Raw genomic sequence first — 15,852 nt, forward strand, 5'->3', positions numbered from 1 at the left:
CTAGGGGCAGGTCCCCCCCGCCGGCGTCGCGGACCAGGAGTGCTGTACTCGGGGAATGGGTTTCACACGCGAGCAGCTCGAGTCGTTCCGCGACGCCGAGGTGCCGGATCTGATCGGCCCCACCTGCCGGCTGCTGTTCGTCGGCATCAATCCGGGCCTGTGGACCGCGGCGACCGGTGCGCACTTCGCGCGTCCCGGCAATCGCTTCTATCCAGCGCTGCTGCGCGCAGGGATCATCGACCGGCCGATCGATCCCACCGCGGGGATGTCGAGCGCAGATCGGGACCTGCTGGTGTCCCGCGGCGTCGGCATCACGAATCTCGTTGCGCGCGCGACCGCCCGGGCCGACGAGCTGACTGCCGAGGAACTCCGGGCCGGTGGCGAGCGGCTGCGTGCGCTGGTCGCGGATGTGCGCCCACGCGTCGTCGCGGTCGCCGGCATCACCGCGTACCGGGCCGCATTCGGTGTGCGCAAGGCCGTCAAGGGGCGTCAGCCGGACGATGTCGAGGGGGCGGAGTTGTGGGTCGTGCCCAACCCGAGCGGGCTCAACGCCCACGACACCGTCGACTCCCTCGCGGTCGCGTACCGGGCGGCCGCCGTCGAAGCAGGCGTGGTCCCGGCCTGAGACACCGTCGCAGCGGCCCGCTCGGTCGGGGCCGATCGGGTTCCCGGCATCACTCGGACAGGTCGATCGACGGGGTGAATCGACTTACGCTCAGTTGATGCAGGAGCGGGAGCGGGCAGCCGGTGGCTGACCCGGGATCGGCCCTCCCACTGTTCGCGGCCGATCCGGTCGCGGCGGTGGTGCTCGCGCTCGCGTTCCTCGCCTTCCTGTTCTCCGAGTACCGGATCGGACGCACGCACCCGGATTCGGGCCCGACACGCGACGCGTGGTCGGGTGTTGCCGTGGGACTCGGGCTCGCGACGGCCTACCTCGGTGGGGCGGTGTCGAGCGTTCTGTTCCACGCCACCGTGATCACCGCCGGCGCCTGGTGGTTCTTCTGTGGCGGCCTTGCGGTGGCCGTGGCAGGACAGACGATGCGGCTGCGGGCCGTGTACGAGCTGGGGTCGTCCTTCACCTTTCGCGTGCAGACCACGCCGGATCAGCAGGTGGTCGACACCGGTCTCTACCGCCGAATCCGGCATCCGTCCTATGCCGGTGCGCTGGCGTGCGCCTTGGGATTCACTGTGGCCTACACCAATTGGCTTGCGCCGCTGACGGTGTTCGCGCTCGCCGGCGCGTACGTCATCCGCATTCCGCATGAGGAGCGGGTACTGGTCGAGGGACTCGGTGAGCCGTACCGGCGGTACATGGACCGGACGAAGAGGCTCATTCCGTTCGTGCTGTGACCCGTCGTCTCGGCCACGCGGCGCGAGTGCCGGCGAAGACGGCGAAGGCCCGGTGGAGTGAATACCCCACCGGGCCTTCGTTATTGGCTGTGTCGGTTCACAGACCGGGGCGCTTGCCGATCGTCAGCGTGACCTCGCCGGTGTGGGCGAAGAAGTCGTTGCCCTTGTCGTCGACGACGATGAACGCCGGGAAGTCCTCGACGTCGATCTTCCAGACCGCCTCCATGCCCAGCTCTTCGTACTCGATGACCTCGACGTTCTTGATGCAGTCGAGCGCAAGGCGCGCGGCCGGGCCGCCGATCGAGCCGAGGTAGAACCCGCCGTGGGAGTTGCACGCGTCGGTGACCTGCTTGGACCGGTTGCCCTTGGCCAGCATGACCATCGAGCCACCCGCAGCCTGGAACTGCTCGACGTACGAGTCCATCCGCCCGGCCGTGGTCGGGCCGAAGGAACCCGACGCCATCCCCTCCGGGGTCTTGGCCGGACCGGCGTAGTACACCGGATGATCCTTGAGGTACTGCGGCATCTCCTCGCCGGCGTCGAGGCGTTCCTTGATCTTCGCGTGCGCGATGTCTCGGGCGACGACCAGCGGGCCGGTCAGCGACAGCCGGGTCTTGACCGGGTGCTTGGACAGCTCGGCCAGGATCTCCGGCATCGGCTTGGTCAGGTCGATCTTGACCGCGGCGCCCTTGCCGGTGCCGGAGACGCCGGAGGTCTCGGCGTCGAGTTCGGTGTCAGTGACCTCCGGCAGGAACCGGCCCGGGTTGAACTCGAGCTGCTCGAGGAACACGCCCTCCGGCGTGATCTTCGCCTTCGCCTGCCGGTCCGCCGAGCAGGAGACCGCGATCGCGACGGGCAGCGAGGCGCCGTGCCGGGGGAGACGGATGACCCGGACGTCGTGGCAGAAGTACTTGCCGCCGAACTGGGCGCCGATGCCGATCTTCTGGGTCAGCTCGAAGACCTGCTTCTCGAGCTCGTGGTCGCGGAAGCCACGACCGGTCATCGCGCCCTCGGTGGGCAGCTCGTCCAGGTAGTGCGCCGAGGCGTACTTCGCGGTCTTGAGCGCGAACTCCGCGGACGTGCCGCCGACGACGATCGCCAGGTGGTACGGCGGACAGGCCGCGGTGCCGAGCGAGCGGATCTTGGCCTCGAGGAACTGCATCATCGAGTCCGGGTTCAGGATGGCCTTCGTCTCCTGGTACAGGTACGACTTGTTCGCCGACCCGCCACCCTTGGCCATGAACAGGAACTTGTAGGCGTTCTCGTGGCCCTTGTGTGTGTCCGCGTACAGCTCGATCTGTGCGGGCAGGTTGTTGCCGGTGTTCTTCTCGTCCCACATGGTGATCGGGGCGTTCTGCGAGTACCGCAGGTTCAGCTTCGTGTACGCGTCGTACACGCCGCGGGCGATCGCCTCGTCGTCGTCGCCGGGCGTCAGCACGTGCTGGCCGCGCTTGCCCATCACGATCGCGGTACCGGTGTCCTGGCACATCGGCAGCACGCCCGCGGCGGAGATGTTCGCGTTCTTGAGCAGGTCGAGTGCGACGAACTTGTCGTTGTTCGACGCCTCGGGGTCGTCGAGGATGCTCGCGACCTGCTTGAGGTGATCCGTCCGCAGGTAGTGCGAGATGTCGTGCAGCGCGGTCTCCGTCAGGAGCCGCAGCGCCTCGGGTTCGACCTGCAGGAAGGTACGCCCGTCCGGGCCCTCGACAGTGGACACCCCTTCGGTGGTCAGCAGCCGGTACTCGGTGGGATCTTCCCCGATCGGCAGCAGGTCCTCGTAGAGGAAGTCGGCCATCATCTCTCCTGGGAATCGGCGTGTGAAGTCGGGAACCAGGCTAAACCTGCAGTCCGAGCGCGCTGGAGGCGGGGATGATACGGCCGATTCCACACCCGTGGGGTCCGTACACTCGACGGGGTGCCTCACACGCTCGCCGTCCACCGCCCGCGCTTCCACGCATACCTCGATGTCGCGGTCGTCGTCGCCGTACTCGTCGGTACGAACCTGATCGCCCACTTCACCACCGTGTGGGCCTCGGTCGCGGCGGTGCCCATCTCGGCCGCGGTGCTGCTCGGTCTCGGGCGCGGACGGGGCCTCGGCTGGGCCGAACTGGGGTTGTCCCCGCGGCACTGGCGTAAGGGTGCGCTCTACGCGCTGGGCGCGGTCGCTCTCGTCCTCGTGGTGGTGGCCGTCGCCATCGCGCTGCCGTTGACCAGGCAGTTCTTCCTGAGCAACCGGTACGCGACCGTGTCCGGCGCGTTGATCGCGTCCATGATCATCATCCCGCTGCAGACGGTCATCCCCGAGGAGCTGGCGTTCCGAGGGGTGCTGCACGGAACTCTGGACCGGGTGTGGGGTGCCCGCGGCGTGTTCGCGGCAGGCTCACTGCTGTTCGGGCTCTGGCACATCGCGTCCTCGCTCGGCCTGACCAGTGGCAACCAGGGCCTGACGGGGATCCTGGGCGGCGGTGTGCTCGGTCAGGTCGTCGGCATCGCCGGCGCCGTCGCCGCCACCGCGGTCGCCGGTGTGGTGTTCACCTGGCTGCGTCGCCGCAGCGGCAGCCTGCTCGCGCCGATCGCCCTGCACTGGTCGCTCAACGGGGTCGGGGCCCTCGCCGCCGCGCTGGTCTGGCACGTGACCACTTCCTGACGGCTACGAGACCGGCCTGACGGCCACGAGACCGGCCTGACGGCTACGGCTCGCGAGCATCCTGGTGTGCGGCCTCCCGCTGTTCGGTCGCCCGCTCGACGCACCGCCGGCGGAACTCCTCCTCCTCGTCGACGATCGCCTGTGCCGCCGCCCGCTCGCGTTCGCGCGCGAAGTACACCGCCGGATGCATCCGCTGATCGGGGAGGGGGACCGGCCCGCGGGGGCGCCCCAGCAACAGCCACAGCGCCGGTCCGAACACGGGTAGCAGCGTCACCAGCAGGAGCCAAGCGGTGCGCGGCAGTGCCCGGACCTGCCACGGTGCGTGGGTGACGACATCCACGATCGGGTGGATCCAGACCAACGCGGCGATCAGCACCGACGCGGCGAACAGCATGGCGAACCTTCTTCCCCAGTACGTGCGGCGCACAGTCGGCGCCTGTCGACACGGGTCGGCACCGACAAGGCCGAGAACCCGTGTGACCCCCGCTGGGGAGGTTACGTGGTGCGTGCCGCCGCAAGACGGACTTCGTGAGGGGAACTTAGGAATTGCTCAGAATTGAGCGTCACTCCTCCAGTCGGACCCACCGTCCGAACGGTGGCGGACCCTCGCCGTGCACCTTGATCCGATGCCGAGGGTCGTCCGGTGCGATGTGCATCCACTCGTAGCCGTGGAGCACGTGTTCCTCGGTGGTGTCGCGCTTCGCGACGACGAGATCACCGTTGGGACGCTGCTCGAAGGTGAACGGGCTCTCGGGTGCGATGACCCACCATGCCTCTTTTGCCATGACGCCTCGCCGTCCTCGGGAGGTTGTGCGGCCGATCTGCCGCCGTCCGGATACGACTCGAGCCTACCGCCGATGGCGGCGGCGAGGCCTGCCCACCGTGGTTCCGGTGGGGCAGGAGAGCACGGGTGCGACTGGCAAGCACCACTGTGGTGTGGTGCAATTCACGAAACCGCTCTACGAATCGAGGCGCCGTGCAGGTATCCCGTCGCGAACTTTTCAGATACGCGGCCGTGGGGTCGGCAGCGCTCGGCGCCGCGGCGCTCGGTGCACCCGGCGTCGTCGCGGCCGCGTCCCCGGCGCGCGGCACCCTCGTCGACTACTCCGGCGGCGTCCCCGACGCCGCCGCGATTCGGGCGGCCGGTCACACCGGTGCCATCCGCTACGTCTCCGACCGCAGGCCCGAGGCGCAGTGGATGCTCGGCAAGCCGATGCGCGCCGACGAGGCGTCGGCGCTCGCCGCAGCCGGCCTCGAGGTGGTGTCCTGCTATCAGTTCGGCAAGGGCCCGACCGCGGACTGGCGCGGTGGCTTCGACGCCGGAGTCGAGCACGCCACCCGGGGCCTCGAACTCCACCGGGCCGCCGGGGGTCCCGAGGGACGCCCGATCTACGCCTCCATCGACGACAAGCCGAGCTCCGCCGACATCACGGCGATGATCGTGCCTTACATCCGCGGCTGGGAGTCGATCGTCGGGGCCGAGAACACCGGTGTCTACGCGAACTCCGGCACCATCGACCGGCTGCTCGACGCGGGCGCTGGGGCCTACTTCTGGCAGCACGACTGGGGGACCCCCGAGGGCTACGTGCATCCCGAGGCGCACCTGCACCAGTTCGAGATCGACGAACGCGCCGTCGACGGTGTGGGCATCGACCTCAACGCCATCCTCAAGCCCGACTACGGGCAGTGGTCGCTGGCCTGACAACCGGTTCGGGTCGGCGCACCGGCGGGCCGGTTCGTGAGCCCGCCGGCGAGCCGGTTGGTCAGCCAGCCGGCGGGCCGGCCAGTCAGCAGAGTGGCTTGGCGATGTCGTAGATCCGTTGGGCCTGCTCAGGTGTGGCCTTGGTGCCGTTGTTTCCCGCTCGGACCTCGAGTTCCGACACCACGGTCGCCTCGTCGACACCGGCGTCGATGGCGGCGCAGGTCTGGGCGTAGATGTCCTCGATCGCCGAGTCGTCACGGCCCTCGGCCAGGCTCGGGTACGCGGCCTTGAAGGCGGTCGTGAACGTGCCTGCCTTGACGGTGTCGACCGCACCCTGTGCGCGGGTGACGAGGCTGCCTGCGGCGGACTGGGCGGACGAGATGGCGCCCTGGGCGGCGCTCTGCGCCGAGGTGATGGCACCCTGCGCGGCGCTCGCCGCGGACTCGACCGCGGACGAGGCGCGGTCCAGGGCTCCGGTGGGCGTCGTGGTCGTGGACTCGTTGTCGTTGTTCGACGTGCACCCCACCAGGGCAAGTGAAATGGCAGAGGCGGTCAGAACTGCAGCTGCGATTTTCATGGGTCGAGCGTAGACCCCGAAGTAACGGGAAGCGCGGAGGTTTACGACGTACAGAACAGACGCGTCGTCACCGACGACCAGATCATGGAGGTCAGCCGATGGAATTCATCATCAATCTTCTGTATGCCGTTGCAGCCAACATCTACGACGGTGTCTCCGCTGGATCGAGCAGCAGTGGCGGGGAGACCCCGAACCCCTGAGTCGGGGTCGTCCCGGCCTGCTTCCGGTCGTCGTCAGCCGCCGATCTTCGCCAGCCACTGCCGGGCCTCGTCCGGCAGTGCGTCGGCGGATTCGGCGGCGCGGCACCACTTCTTGGCCATCTTCAGGAACTTCATCGGGTTGTAGACGTCCTCCTCGCACGACCAGAGTCCGTCCCCGGCGTAGTGCAGGATCGTCAGGTTCGACGCCCCGTGTGTGGACCCGTCGCCGGGGTCGCACATCGGGTTGTCGATCTCGCAGATCACCCACCCGCGCTGCTCGTCGATCGTGTACCAGAGCGCTGGGAAGGCGGTCATGTGGTTGCCGGGGAAGCTGTTCATCGTCCGGATGATCCAGGGGCGGATCTCCTCGCGGCCGGTGAAGTTGCCGTAGGCGTGCTCGATGTACGTCGCGTCCTCGGTGAACATGTCGGCGAACAGGTTCCAGTCGCCGGTCCGCTTCGCCTGCTCGACCGTGCGCTGGTAATCGGCGAACGCCTGCTCCAGCTCGTCGCGTGTCCAGCGGCCGTTCGCGGACGGGGTGGTGGCGGTGTCGTTGCCCGACAGGGTCACATGTCCTCCGTGGTCTTCTGCCGAAACCGCTTGCTGCGGATCAGGTTTGGGTGTGCGCCAGCGGTGAGCGCGCGAGTTCGGGCTCCTCGGCCAGTACGTGCAGAGGCCGCTCGCCGGGCTCGCCGCCGTCGGTCCGCCAGGACAGAACCGACCAACGCGACAATCCGGACAGAGCCGAGCCGAGGCTGGCGAACGAACCGGAGGACAGTGCGGAACCGGCGGACCCGATGGAGCCTATCGACAGGATCGAGCCGACGCTGCCGATCGAGAGAATCGAATACGCGGACCCGATGGACAGGATCGATCCCTCCGAGCGGATGGACAGGATCGAGCGCCGGGACCGGACGGATTTGATGGAATTCCGACTGGGGGAGGCCATTCCCCGGTTTACCACGGTGGCAGCGAATACAGAAGGACCCCTCGCCGGGCGAGGGGTCCTTCCGAGGATTTCGGGCTGTCGGACGTCAGGGGACGTAGACCGTGCCGACCGTCGGCAGGAAGCTGCAGGTGGCCGGTGCGGCGCCCTCGACCTCGGTGGTGAGGCCGCCGGAGACCACGGCGAGCACGCGGCCCTGGCCGGTCTGGGCGATCGCCGAGAGGGTTGCCGGGCCGTCCGGGTTGATCTGGGACGCGGTCGTCAGTGTGGCGCGACCGGTCTTCGGGTGGTCGATGTTGACCCAGTCGACGACCAGCGGGTTCGGCTGCTCCGCGGTGGCCTTGCTGGTGCCGAGCGCGGTGAACACGAATCCGGCCTCGCCGGCCTTCGGTCCCGGTGGGGGCAGGTGCGCGGGGCCGGGGACGGCCAGGGCCGCGCCGACCGAGTCGGACTTGCCGCCGATGCAGCCCTTGCCGATGGTGGGGTAGAGGAACTGGGAGATGACCGGGCCGCTCTCCGGGGGGAGCTCCGGTCCGCCGCCGCCGCTGCCGTCCAGGAACGTGATGACGCGCTGCAGGGTGGACTTGGTCTCCGGGGGCAGGTTCGACGCCTCGAGCAGGGCCTTCGCCTGGGCGAGGAGATCGGCCTGCGGGTTCGCGACATCGGTCACACCGAGCTCGATCGGGCCTGCGGCCGCACCGACGATGGCCGGGGCGAGCGAGGCGAGGGCCTCGATGTCCAGGCCCGCGGGGATCTGGGGAACCGCGGGAGCGGGCTCGGCGGAGGCGGTCGCCGGTAGCGCGACCGCGGCAGCGGTAATCGCCAGCGCGATGATCGATATGCGCGTTCCTCGCGTACGAAGCACGGTGTCCCCATCCTTGTTGTCAAGCGTCGGCGCCGGAGCAGCCGACTGGCCCGGCAGGCCCCTCGGTGTCAAAGGGTCACTCTATGCAGGGCATCTGGCGTTGTACAGCGTTTCGTAGGACCGTCCCGTCGGTTGGCGATGGGGCGGTACTCCCGCGGCAGTGTAATCACTCCGCGGTGTGGCGATCCCGACATTGTGGTGTGGCGATGCTGACAGCCCGAACTCTAACGTGTGACTCAAGTGAACAGTGGGGTTGTTGATGCAACTGTTATGCGCGCTGATCGCCCGTCCGAGGTGCGGCCGGCGGCTGCCGTAGGCTCGCCGACGACCATGCGGGATTCGGCCCGCAGGCCCGCGATCAGCAGGCACACGAACTTCCAGGAGAATTCCAGCACCGTGTCCGAGACGACCCCCGCGCCCGCGGTCCGCACCCCCCGCACGGGACCCCGGGTCGAGCGGGTGCTGCGCGCGGCGCCACTGCTCCTTCTCGTCTCTGTCCTGGTTCGGATGGCGTGGGCCTTCCTGACCCCCAACGGGATGAACCTGGTCGACCTGCGGGTGTACGTCGACGGGTCGGCGGCACTGCTGCGCGGTGACCTGTACGACTTCACCTACTCGGAGCTGACCCCCGACTTCCCGCTGCCGTTCACCTACCCGCCCTTCGCTGCGATCGTCTTCTTCCCGCTGCACTATCTGCCGTTCGGGGTGGTCGGTGTGCTGTGGCAGCTCGCGACGATCGGTGCGCTGTACCTGCTGATCCGGATGAGTCTCGAGCTGCTGCTCGGCGCCTCGACGTCCTGGACGCGGGGGCTCGACCGGCGCTGGACGTCGATCGCTCTCCTGTGGACCGCGGCCGGGATCTGGACCGAACCGGTGCGCACCACCCTCGACTACGGCCAGGTCAACGTGTTCCTCGCACTCGGGGCGATGGTGGCGGTGCGCTCGACCCGCTGGTGGCTGGCCGGTGGCCTGGTCGGCTTCATCGCCGGGATCAAGCTGACGCCTGCGGTCACGGGCGTGTACTTCGTGCTGCGCCGGCGGTGGAAGGCCGCGGTGTTCTCCGCCGTCGCGTTCGCAGGAACGGTCGGCCTCAGCTACCTCCTGGTCGGGGCCGAGGCGCGCACGTACTTCGAGCACCTGCTCGGTGACGCCTCGCGGATCGGTCCCGTCGGTTCGGTCTGGAACCAGTCGCTGCGCGGCGCGTTGAGTCGCGTCGCCGGACACGACGTCGGCAACGGGTGGGTGTGGCTGGCCGCGATGGCGGTCGCGGCGCTGCTCGCGTGGCTCGCCTGGCGCTCCCTCGGACGCGACGACCTGCTCGGCACGCTGGTGATCGTCCAGCTGTTCGGGCTGCTGCTCTCGCCGATCTCGTGGTCGCACCACTGGGTGTGGCTGATTCCGATGCTGATCTGGTTGGTGCACGGGCCGGTGGCGGATCTGCTGGGATCGAAGATCCTCGCCGGATTCTGGCTGGTCTCCACTCTCGTCGGAGTCCCGTGGGTACTGAGCTTCTTCCAGGACTCGATCTGGCTGATCTCGCGGCCGGGGCTGCTGGCGTGGCTCGGTGCGGTGGACGTCGTCGGGACGTTCGCCTTCTACCTTTGGGTGACCTACGCCGGTCGGCTCAGCCGCCGGTCGGAGCCAGCCGATCGATCTCCCGGGCCAGCGCCACGTCCAACTCCGTGATTCCGCCCTTGAAGTGCGTGGAGCAGCTGAAGGTGACCTTGCGCCAGCGGATGTCCATGTCGGGGTGGTGATCGCGCGCCTCGGCGGCTTCGGCGACCCGGTCGACGAGGGCGATCGCGTCGGGGAAGGTGGGCAGTTCGACGGTCCGGACGATCGCCGCGCCCTCGCGCCGCCACTGCGGCAGGTCGGCGAGGGCGGCGGTGACCTCGGCGTCGGTGAGCAACTCGGCCATGGTCATGATGGTCCCATGCACACGGGCCTCGGGGACAGGGATCGGCGGCGCGAGGTGGCCGCGGCCGCGCTGGTCGACGCGGGCCGGCTGCTGCTCGCGCAGCGGGTCACCCCACCGGAACTGGCGGGCAGGTGGGAACTGCCGGGCGGCAAGATCGAGCCTGGGGAGACGCCCGCGGAGGGGCTGCGAAGGGAACTGCGTGAGGAACTCGGCGTCGAGACCGCCGTCGGCGCGCGGATCGGAGTCGATGTGCCACTGCCGAACGGGATGGTGCTGCGGGCCTACGTGGTGGAACTGAAGTCGGGTGTGCCTGCGGCACTCGAACACGCCGCGGTGCGCTGGGTCGACGCCGGCGGCCTGGCCGCCGCCGACCTCGTGCCCAACGATCGCGCGTGGCTGCCGGAGCTGCTCGCCCTGCTCGATCCGCGGTAGGTCCCCGACCCGCGGTGGTCCCGGCACGTGGAGGTGGGCTCAGGCGGCGCGGGCCTTCTTGAGCCCCTTCTTGAGTTCCTTGCCGGTGGCGCCCTGGTTCTCGAGCTTCTTCATTCGCATGATCACGACCGGGCACTTGACGCACCGGGTCTTGCTGCGGCAGCACTTCTTCTTCGGTTTCAGGCTCGACACGTTCTTCGCCTTGACCTTGCCCATCGGCGTCCGAGCCCTTCCGCTTCGACAACGAGGATCTCCCCGCGGAAGGTTAGCGTAACCTCAGTCGCCGCGGCCCGTGGGTGGTCGGCCCCCGACGGGTTCCCGGCCACCCACGGGGGTGGGACACCACCGCGGACGATGTGACCGCTCAGCGGCCGTGGACCGGGTGGTTGCCGCGGATCACGTACGACGGATCGACTGCGGCCTTCAGTCGGCGCAGCGAGTCCATGGTGGACGAGTCGAACGCGCGCTCCAACGACTCGTCCGGTCCGAGCAGCGTCGGGACGGTCGGACCCGCGGACCAGGGAGCGAGCTCGTCGAACAGAATCGCCATCGCCTGCGCCGCGGCGGCGAGCAGTTCGGGCACGGGTGCGAGGGTCAGCGTCATCACCGCGAACTCGGCACGGTCTCGCCGCAGGTCGACCGCGCCGGCACGGCCCGACCGCGCCGCGCCACCCAGATGACGGAACTGGATCTGGGTGAGCGGGAGCAACCCGGCCGTGCCGGTCCGTTCGACCACGAGATCGATGACGCCCTCGTCGAGCGCGGTGAGCAGCATCGACGAGTGCACGCCCGGGGACGGGTCGGTCGGCTCCTCGCAGATCGCGCCGACGTCACCGGGTTGCAGCGGCCGGGTCGTGTCGCGCAGGACGGTGCCCGCGGCGCGGACCGGTGCCAGGTGAGCCGCCAGCGCGCCATCCGAACCCAGCAGCACCGTGTCGACGAAGCAGAAGGACTGCCCGCGGATCTCGTCGGGCAACTCCGGGATCGGCGGGAAGTGCATGATCGACGCCCACACGGACAGTTCGTCCGGAGCGCTCACGGTGAGGGCGGACACGGCGCGCAGCACCGATGCGGCGTCGGTGGCGGGGAACGCCAGTCGCCCACCGGTGATCTCGGGCGCTGGGAACAGGTCGATCTCGACGGCGGTCACGATGCCGAACTCGCCGCCCCCGCCGCGCAGCGCCCACATCAGCTCGGGGGATTTGTCGTCGCTGATCCAGCGGTGCACGCCGTGCGCGTCGACCAGTTCCACCGCCGACAGCGACCCCGAGCCCGGTCCGAACGGACGGGTGAACCACGACAGGCCGCCGCCGAGGCAGAAACCGACAACGGAGACATCGGGATTCGAGCCGACCAGTCCGGTCAGGCCGGTGCCGTCGAGCGCGGACTGCAGCGCACCCCACTTCACGCCCGCGCCGACGCGTGCGGTCCGTGCGGTGGTGTCGATCCAGATGTCGTCGAGGGCCGAGGTCCGGATCAGCAGCGTGTCGTCGAGGGCCCGGTTCGCGCCGTGGCCGCCGGGCTGCGCGGTCACCCGCACGTGGTTGGCGGCGGCGAAGCGGACGGCCTCGACGACGTCGGCGGTGGTCGCGGCGGTCACGACCGCGGCGGGTCGTTGGGTGATGCTCACGTTCCACGCCTGCGCCACCGTCGCCCAGTCGGGGCTGTCCGGCAGGTCCAGCCGGCCGTCGAGGTCGGCGGCGAGCCGGTCCCACGGGACGGAAGCCAGGCGGGCCCGGGAGCGGTGGGTGTCGAGGTCGATCGGTGTGGATGTCATGGCCGAAAGCGTGCGGCGCCGCGACCGCCCGGAACATCCCCCGGGACGGGGCACGTGTCACCCCAGACTTCTGGGGTGTCGGAAACGGGCGAGGCGCGGGAGAATTCGACGCCATGGCGACCATGCGCGCGGAAACGGTCCGCTCCCGGCTCGACGCTCTCTCGCGGGCCGGTCAGAACTGGCAGGATTTCGGTCACGGCGCGATGGAGATTCTCACCAAGGCCGTGCCGTTCGACGCGGCGTGTTTCGGCACGATCGATCCGGCGACCTCGATGGTGACCGGGTCGGTCAAGGCGGGACTCGACAACCCGTGCGAGGTCGAGTTCGCGTACCACGAATACGTCGAGGACGACGTGAGCCTGTTCAGCGACCTGGCCCGCAGCAACGTCGGCGTGAGCATCCTGCACGAGGTGACCGGCGGCGATCCGCGGCGCAGTTCCCGCTTCCGTGAACTGTTCGAGCCGATGTTCGACCTCGGGCACGAGATGCGGGTGATGATGCGGACCGGCGGCGACGTCTGGGGCGGGCTGGCGATCTACCGAAGGGCCGGGGGCAGCGGGTTCAGCCCGGCCGAGGCCGACTTCATCGACGGCCTGACGGGGATACTCGCAGTCGGGGTGCGGGCCGGACTGATCGCCGACGCCGCGCCGGGCACCGATGTTGTCGGCGCCGAGAACGGGCCCGCGGTGCTCACCTTCGATCACGAGAACACCCTGTGCCAGGCCACGCTCGCCGCGCAGGTACGGGTGGAGGAACTGGGAGGGGATCTCTGGACGGACCTCCCGCAACCGGTGGTGGCGACGCTGGCGGGGGCTCGGGCGCTCGCGACCGGCCGGAGCTCCGCGGTGCCGCGCGTGCGCGTCCGCTCACGGACGGGGCAGTGGCTGGCCGTGCACGCCGCCCCGCTCGCCGGGCGGGCGGGTCACCCGATGCAGGTCGTGGTCACGATCGAACCGGCCGGCGCGCCCGAGGTGGTCCCGCTGGTCGTGGCGGCGTTCGGGCTCACGCCTCGGGAACGGGACGTCGTGGACGGGGTGCTGCGCGGGGCGAGCACCGGCGAGATCGCCAAGGCGCTGCACCTGTCGCCGTACACGGTGCAGGACCACCTCAAGGTCATCTTCGACAAGGCCGGCGTCTCGAACCGCAAGGAACTCACCGCACGGGTGTTCTTCGACCACTACGCATCGCGTAAGAATTCCCGCCTGGGGCCGTCCGGATGGTTCGTGTCGGAACCCTGACGGTGACCGTGTCGCAGATCACTATCCCCAGGTCAGCGGTGGTTGCGGCGGGCCGCGATGTGGGGGATCGGGGCGCGAGCGGGTAGGGTGTTCGCTGGCCGCAGTCCCTGCACCGGCGCGGATGTCGTGATCGTTTCGCACGACGTTCGTTGTGCCCGGGGGTCGCGAATGGGAATCACGCATGCGCGTAGCGGCAGCCAGAAGCCGTACGACGCCAAATTCGTGTGGCCCCGTCAGCAGCCAGGAGAACGCCCCGCGTGAGCACCACCAATTTCCGTAACGTCGCCATCGTCGCGCACGTCGACCATGGCAAGACCACCCTCGTCGACGCCATGCTGCGCCAGTCCGGCGCCTTCGCCGAGCGCGCCGAGCTGGTCGACCGCGTCATGGACTCCGGTGACCTCGAACGCGAGAAGGGCATCACCATCCTCGCGAAGAACACCGCTGTTCATCGCCACAACCAGGACGGCACCGTCACCGTCATCAACGTCATCGACACCCCCGGCCACGCCGACTTCGGCGGCGAGGTCGAGCGCGGCCTGTCCATGGTCGACGGCGTCGTCCTGCTCGTCGACGCGTCCGAGGGCCCGCTGCCGCAGACCCGCTTCGTTCTCCGCAAGGCGCTGTCCGCGTCGCTGCCGGTCATCATCGTCGTGAACAAGACGGACCGCCCGGACGCCCGCATCGAAGAGGTCGTCACCGAGGCGCAGGACCTGCTCCTCGACCTGGCATCCGACCTCGACGACGAGGCCGCCGCGGCCGCCGAGGCGCTGCTGGACCTGCCGGTCCTGTACGCGTCGGGCCGCGAGGGCAAGGCGTCGATGAACCAGCCGGAGAACGGTCAGGCCCCCGACACCGAGAACCTGGACGTGCTGTTCGACGTGCTGATGGAGCACGTGCCTGCACCCAAGGGCGACGCGTCCGCACCGCTGCAGGCGCACGTCACCAACCTCGACGCCTCCGACTTCCTGGGCCGCCTCGCGCTGGTCCGTATCCACAACGGTGAACTCCGCAAGGGCCAGCAGGTCGCGTGGATGCACGCCGACGGAGTCAAGAACGTCAAGATCACCGAGCTGCTCAAGACGGTCGGCGTGAGCCGCGAGCCCGGTGAGGTCGCGGTCGCAGGCGACATCGTCGCGGTCGCCGGCATCCCGGAGATCATGATCGGCGACACCCTCGCCGACACCGAGAACCCGGTCGCGCTGCCGACCATCACCGTCGACGAGCCCGCCATCTCCGTGGTCATCGGCACCAACACCTCTCCGCTCGTGGGCCGGGTCAAGGGCCACAAGCTGACCGCGCGCATGGTCAAGAGCCGCCTGGACTCCGAGCTGATCGGCAACGTGTCGCTGCGCGTCCTCGACATCGGCCGCCCGGACGCCTGGGAGGTGCAGGGCCGCGGCGAGCTGGCGCTGGCCATCCTCGTCGAGCAGATGCGCCGCGAGGGCTTCGAGCTGACCGTGGGCAAGCCGCAGGTGGTCACCCGTCAGGTCGACGGCAAGCTGCACGAGCCGTTCGAGGAGCTGACGATCGACACCCCCGAGGAGCACCTCGGCGCGATCACCCAGCTGCTCGCGAACCGCAAGGGCAAGATGGTCCAGATGACCAACCACGGCACCGGCTGGGTCCGCATGGAGTTCATCGTCCCGTCGCGCGGCCTGATCGGGTTCCGCACCGACTTCCTCACCGAGACCCGCGGCACCGGCATCGCCAACGCCGTCTCGCACGGCTACGCCCCGTGGGCGGGCGAGATCCGCGCCCGCCACACCGGCTCGCTGGTCTCCGACCGGAGCGGCACAGTGACGCCGTTCGCGATGATTCAGCTGTCGGACCGCGGCACGTTCTTCGTCGACCCGGGCGCCGACACGTACGAGGGCATGGTCGTGGGCATCAACCCGCGTGCCGAGGACCTCGACATCAACGTCACCAAGGAGAAGAAGCTCACCAACATGCGCTCGGCGACCGCCGACGTCACGGAGACCCTCGCGAAGCCGATCGAGCTGACGCTCGAGTCCGCGATGGAGTTCTGCGCCGGCGACGAGTGCGTCGAGGTCACCCCGGAGGCGATCCGCGTCCGCAAGGTGCACCTCAACGCGACCGAGCGCGCCCGCGAGCGTTCGCGCGCGAAGTCCCGCGACAAGGCCGCGCTGTAGAGTTGCGCTTCGCGTCTGTGAGTGATCTGCACCCTCATCGGGGTGGA

At 69.3% G+C, this 15,852-nt stretch carries 18 protein-coding genes; 8 read left to right on the top strand and 10 right to left on the bottom strand.

Annotated features, from left to right (window positions below; all coding sequences use genetic code 11):
* Positions 1–55: 55 nt before the first annotated feature.
* Positions 56–625, top strand: coding sequence for a mismatch-specific DNA-glycosylase (locus ACWDU4_RS05965; protein ID WP_450112943.1), 570 nt, complete (start codon positions 56–58; stop codon positions 623–625).
* Positions 626–747: 122 nt separating this feature from the next.
* On the top strand, positions 748–1,350 hold the full coding sequence (locus tag ACWDU4_RS05970; RefSeq protein WP_450112944.1) for a methyltransferase family protein: 603 nt from the start codon (positions 748–750) through the stop codon (positions 1,348–1,350).
* 97 nt (positions 1,351–1,447) lie between these two features.
* Here ACWDU4_RS05970 and ACWDU4_RS05975 read toward each other — a convergent pair whose 3' ends face one another.
* Positions 1,448–3,145: a fumarate hydratase gene (locus tag ACWDU4_RS05975; protein WP_450112945.1), complete on the bottom strand. Its 1,698-nt coding sequence runs from the start codon at positions 3,143–3,145 to the stop codon at positions 1,448–1,450.
* A 120-nt stretch (positions 3,146–3,265) separates the two neighbouring features.
* Here ACWDU4_RS05975 and ACWDU4_RS05980 point away from each other — a divergent pair, with 120 nt between their 5' ends.
* Positions 3,266–3,997, top strand: a complete 732-nt coding sequence (locus tag ACWDU4_RS05980; RefSeq protein ID WP_450112946.1) for a CPBP family intramembrane glutamic endopeptidase — start codon at positions 3,266–3,268, stop codon at positions 3,995–3,997.
* A 43-nt stretch (positions 3,998–4,040) separates the two neighbouring features.
* Here ACWDU4_RS05980 and ACWDU4_RS05985 read toward each other — a convergent pair whose 3' ends face one another.
* Entirely contained in the window at positions 4,041–4,391 is a 351-nt protein-coding gene (locus ACWDU4_RS05985; RefSeq protein WP_450112947.1) for a PLD nuclease N-terminal domain-containing protein, read from the bottom strand.
* 169 nt (positions 4,392–4,560) lie between these two features.
* Positions 4,561–4,782: a maltose regulon activator MalT gene (locus ACWDU4_RS05990; protein ID WP_450112948.1), complete on the bottom strand. Its 222-nt coding sequence runs from the start codon at positions 4,780–4,782 to the stop codon at positions 4,561–4,563.
* Between the two features lie 191 nt (positions 4,783–4,973).
* Here ACWDU4_RS05990 and ACWDU4_RS05995 point away from each other — a divergent pair, with 191 nt between their 5' ends.
* Positions 4,974–5,699: a DUF1906 domain-containing protein gene (locus ACWDU4_RS05995; RefSeq protein WP_450112949.1), complete on the top strand. Its 726-nt coding sequence runs from the start codon at positions 4,974–4,976 to the stop codon at positions 5,697–5,699.
* 85 nt (positions 5,700–5,784) lie between these two features.
* Here the strand turns inward: ACWDU4_RS05995 and ACWDU4_RS06000 are convergent, their stop codons facing one another.
* The 4 genes from ACWDU4_RS06000 to ACWDU4_RS06015 form a co-directional block, all read right to left on the bottom strand.
* Positions 5,785–6,276: a hypothetical protein gene (locus ACWDU4_RS06000; protein ID WP_450112950.1), complete on the bottom strand. Its 492-nt coding sequence runs from the start codon at positions 6,274–6,276 to the stop codon at positions 5,785–5,787.
* 233 nt (positions 6,277–6,509) lie between these two features.
* Positions 6,510–7,046 carry a nuclear transport factor 2 family protein gene (locus tag ACWDU4_RS06005; protein WP_450112951.1) on the bottom strand — a complete coding sequence of 179 codons (537 nt, stop codon included), beginning with the start codon at positions 7,044–7,046 and terminating at the stop codon, positions 6,510–6,512.
* 40 nt (positions 7,047–7,086) lie between these two features.
* Positions 7,087–7,425 carry a hypothetical protein gene (locus tag ACWDU4_RS06010; RefSeq protein WP_450112952.1) on the bottom strand — a complete coding sequence of 113 codons (339 nt, stop codon included), beginning with the start codon at positions 7,423–7,425 and terminating at the stop codon, positions 7,087–7,089.
* 85 nt (positions 7,426–7,510) lie between these two features.
* Complete coding sequence (locus tag ACWDU4_RS06015) at positions 7,511–8,287, bottom strand: Rv1157c family protein (RefSeq protein WP_450112953.1); 777 nt, start codon at positions 8,285–8,287, stop codon at positions 7,511–7,513.
* A 270-nt stretch (positions 8,288–8,557) separates the two neighbouring features.
* Between ACWDU4_RS06015 and ACWDU4_RS06020 the strand changes: the two genes are divergently transcribed.
* Positions 8,558–9,973, top strand: coding sequence for a mannosyltransferase (locus ACWDU4_RS06020; RefSeq protein ID WP_450112954.1), 1,416 nt, complete (start codon positions 8,558–8,560; stop codon positions 9,971–9,973).
* Here the strand turns inward: ACWDU4_RS06020 and ACWDU4_RS06025 are convergent.
* Positions 9,912–10,205, bottom strand: a complete 294-nt coding sequence (locus tag ACWDU4_RS06025; protein WP_450112955.1) for a 4a-hydroxytetrahydrobiopterin dehydratase — start codon at positions 10,203–10,205, stop codon at positions 9,912–9,914. The genes ACWDU4_RS06020 and ACWDU4_RS06025 overlap by 62 nt on opposite strands.
* A 15-nt stretch (positions 10,206–10,220) precedes the next feature.
* Here ACWDU4_RS06025 and ACWDU4_RS06030 point away from each other — a divergent pair, with 15 nt between their 5' ends.
* On the top strand, positions 10,221–10,637 hold the full coding sequence (locus tag ACWDU4_RS06030; protein ID WP_450112956.1) for a (deoxy)nucleoside triphosphate pyrophosphohydrolase: 417 nt from the start codon (positions 10,221–10,223) through the stop codon (positions 10,635–10,637).
* 39 nt (positions 10,638–10,676) lie between these two features.
* Here the strand turns inward: ACWDU4_RS06030 and ACWDU4_RS06035 are convergent, their stop codons facing one another.
* The gene (locus tag ACWDU4_RS06035) at positions 10,677–10,853 is read right to left on the bottom strand and encodes a hypothetical protein (protein WP_450112957.1); all 177 of its coding nucleotides are present in this window, start codon (positions 10,851–10,853) and stop codon (positions 10,677–10,679) included.
* Positions 10,854–11,001: 148 nt separating this feature from the next.
* Positions 11,002–12,414 (bottom strand): FAD-binding oxidoreductase, encoded by a 1,413-nt coding sequence (locus tag ACWDU4_RS06040; RefSeq protein WP_450112958.1) that lies wholly within the window; start codon positions 12,412–12,414, stop codon positions 11,002–11,004.
* Positions 12,415–12,527: 113 nt separating this feature from the next.
* On the opposite strand from ACWDU4_RS06040, the gene ACWDU4_RS06045 reads away from it, so the two are divergent.
* Complete coding sequence (locus ACWDU4_RS06045; protein WP_450112959.1) at positions 12,528–13,652, top strand: helix-turn-helix transcriptional regulator; 1,125 nt, start codon at positions 12,528–12,530, stop codon at positions 13,650–13,652.
* A 257-nt stretch (positions 13,653–13,909) separates the two neighbouring features.
* Positions 13,910–15,805, top strand: a complete 1,896-nt coding sequence (gene typA / locus ACWDU4_RS06050; protein ID WP_450112960.1) for a translational GTPase TypA — start codon at positions 13,910–13,912, stop codon at positions 15,803–15,805.
* Positions 15,806–15,852 lie beyond the last annotated feature (47 nt).

Source organism: Rhodococcus sp. NPDC003348 (genome assembly GCF_053589375.1).

What these genes read in the sequence shown, in the direction of transcription:
- ACWDU4_RS06045 (WP_450112959.1), top strand. Translation starts at nt 12,528, where the DNA reads ATGGCGACCATGCGCGCGGAAACGGTCCGCTCCCGGCTCGACGCTCTC.
- ACWDU4_RS05985 (WP_450112947.1), bottom strand. Translation starts at nt 4,391, where the DNA reads ATGCTGTTCGCCGCGTCGGTGCTGATCGCCGCGTTGGTCTGGATCCAC.
- ACWDU4_RS05975 (WP_450112945.1), bottom strand. Translation starts at nt 3,145, where the DNA reads ATGGCCGACTTCCTCTACGAGGACCTGCTGCCGATCGGGGAAGATCCC.
- ACWDU4_RS06040 (WP_450112958.1), bottom strand. Translation starts at nt 12,414, where the DNA reads ATGACATCCACACCGATCGACCTCGACACCCACCGCTCCCGGGCCCGC.
- ACWDU4_RS05965 (WP_450112943.1), top strand. Translation starts at nt 56, where the DNA reads ATGGGTTTCACACGCGAGCAGCTCGAGTCGTTCCGCGACGCCGAGGTG.
- ACWDU4_RS05990 (WP_450112948.1), bottom strand. Translation starts at nt 4,782, where the DNA reads ATGGCAAAAGAGGCATGGTGGGTCATCGCACCCGAGAGCCCGTTCACC.
- ACWDU4_RS06000 (WP_450112950.1), bottom strand. Translation starts at nt 6,276, where the DNA reads ATGAAAATCGCAGCTGCAGTTCTGACCGCCTCTGCCATTTCACTTGCC.
- ACWDU4_RS06010 (WP_450112952.1), bottom strand. Translation starts at nt 7,425, where the DNA reads ATGGCCTCCCCCAGTCGGAATTCCATCAAATCCGTCCGGTCCCGGCGC.
- ACWDU4_RS06025 (WP_450112955.1), bottom strand. Translation starts at nt 10,205, where the DNA reads ATGGCCGAGTTGCTCACCGACGCCGAGGTCACCGCCGCCCTCGCCGAC.
- ACWDU4_RS06035 (WP_450112957.1), bottom strand. Translation starts at nt 10,853, where the DNA reads ATGGGCAAGGTCAAGGCGAAGAACGTGTCGAGCCTGAAACCGAAGAAG.
- ACWDU4_RS06020 (WP_450112954.1), top strand. Translation starts at nt 8,558, where the DNA reads ATGCGCGCTGATCGCCCGTCCGAGGTGCGGCCGGCGGCTGCCGTAGGC.
- ACWDU4_RS06030 (WP_450112956.1), top strand. Translation starts at nt 10,221, where the DNA reads ATGCACACGGGCCTCGGGGACAGGGATCGGCGGCGCGAGGTGGCCGCG.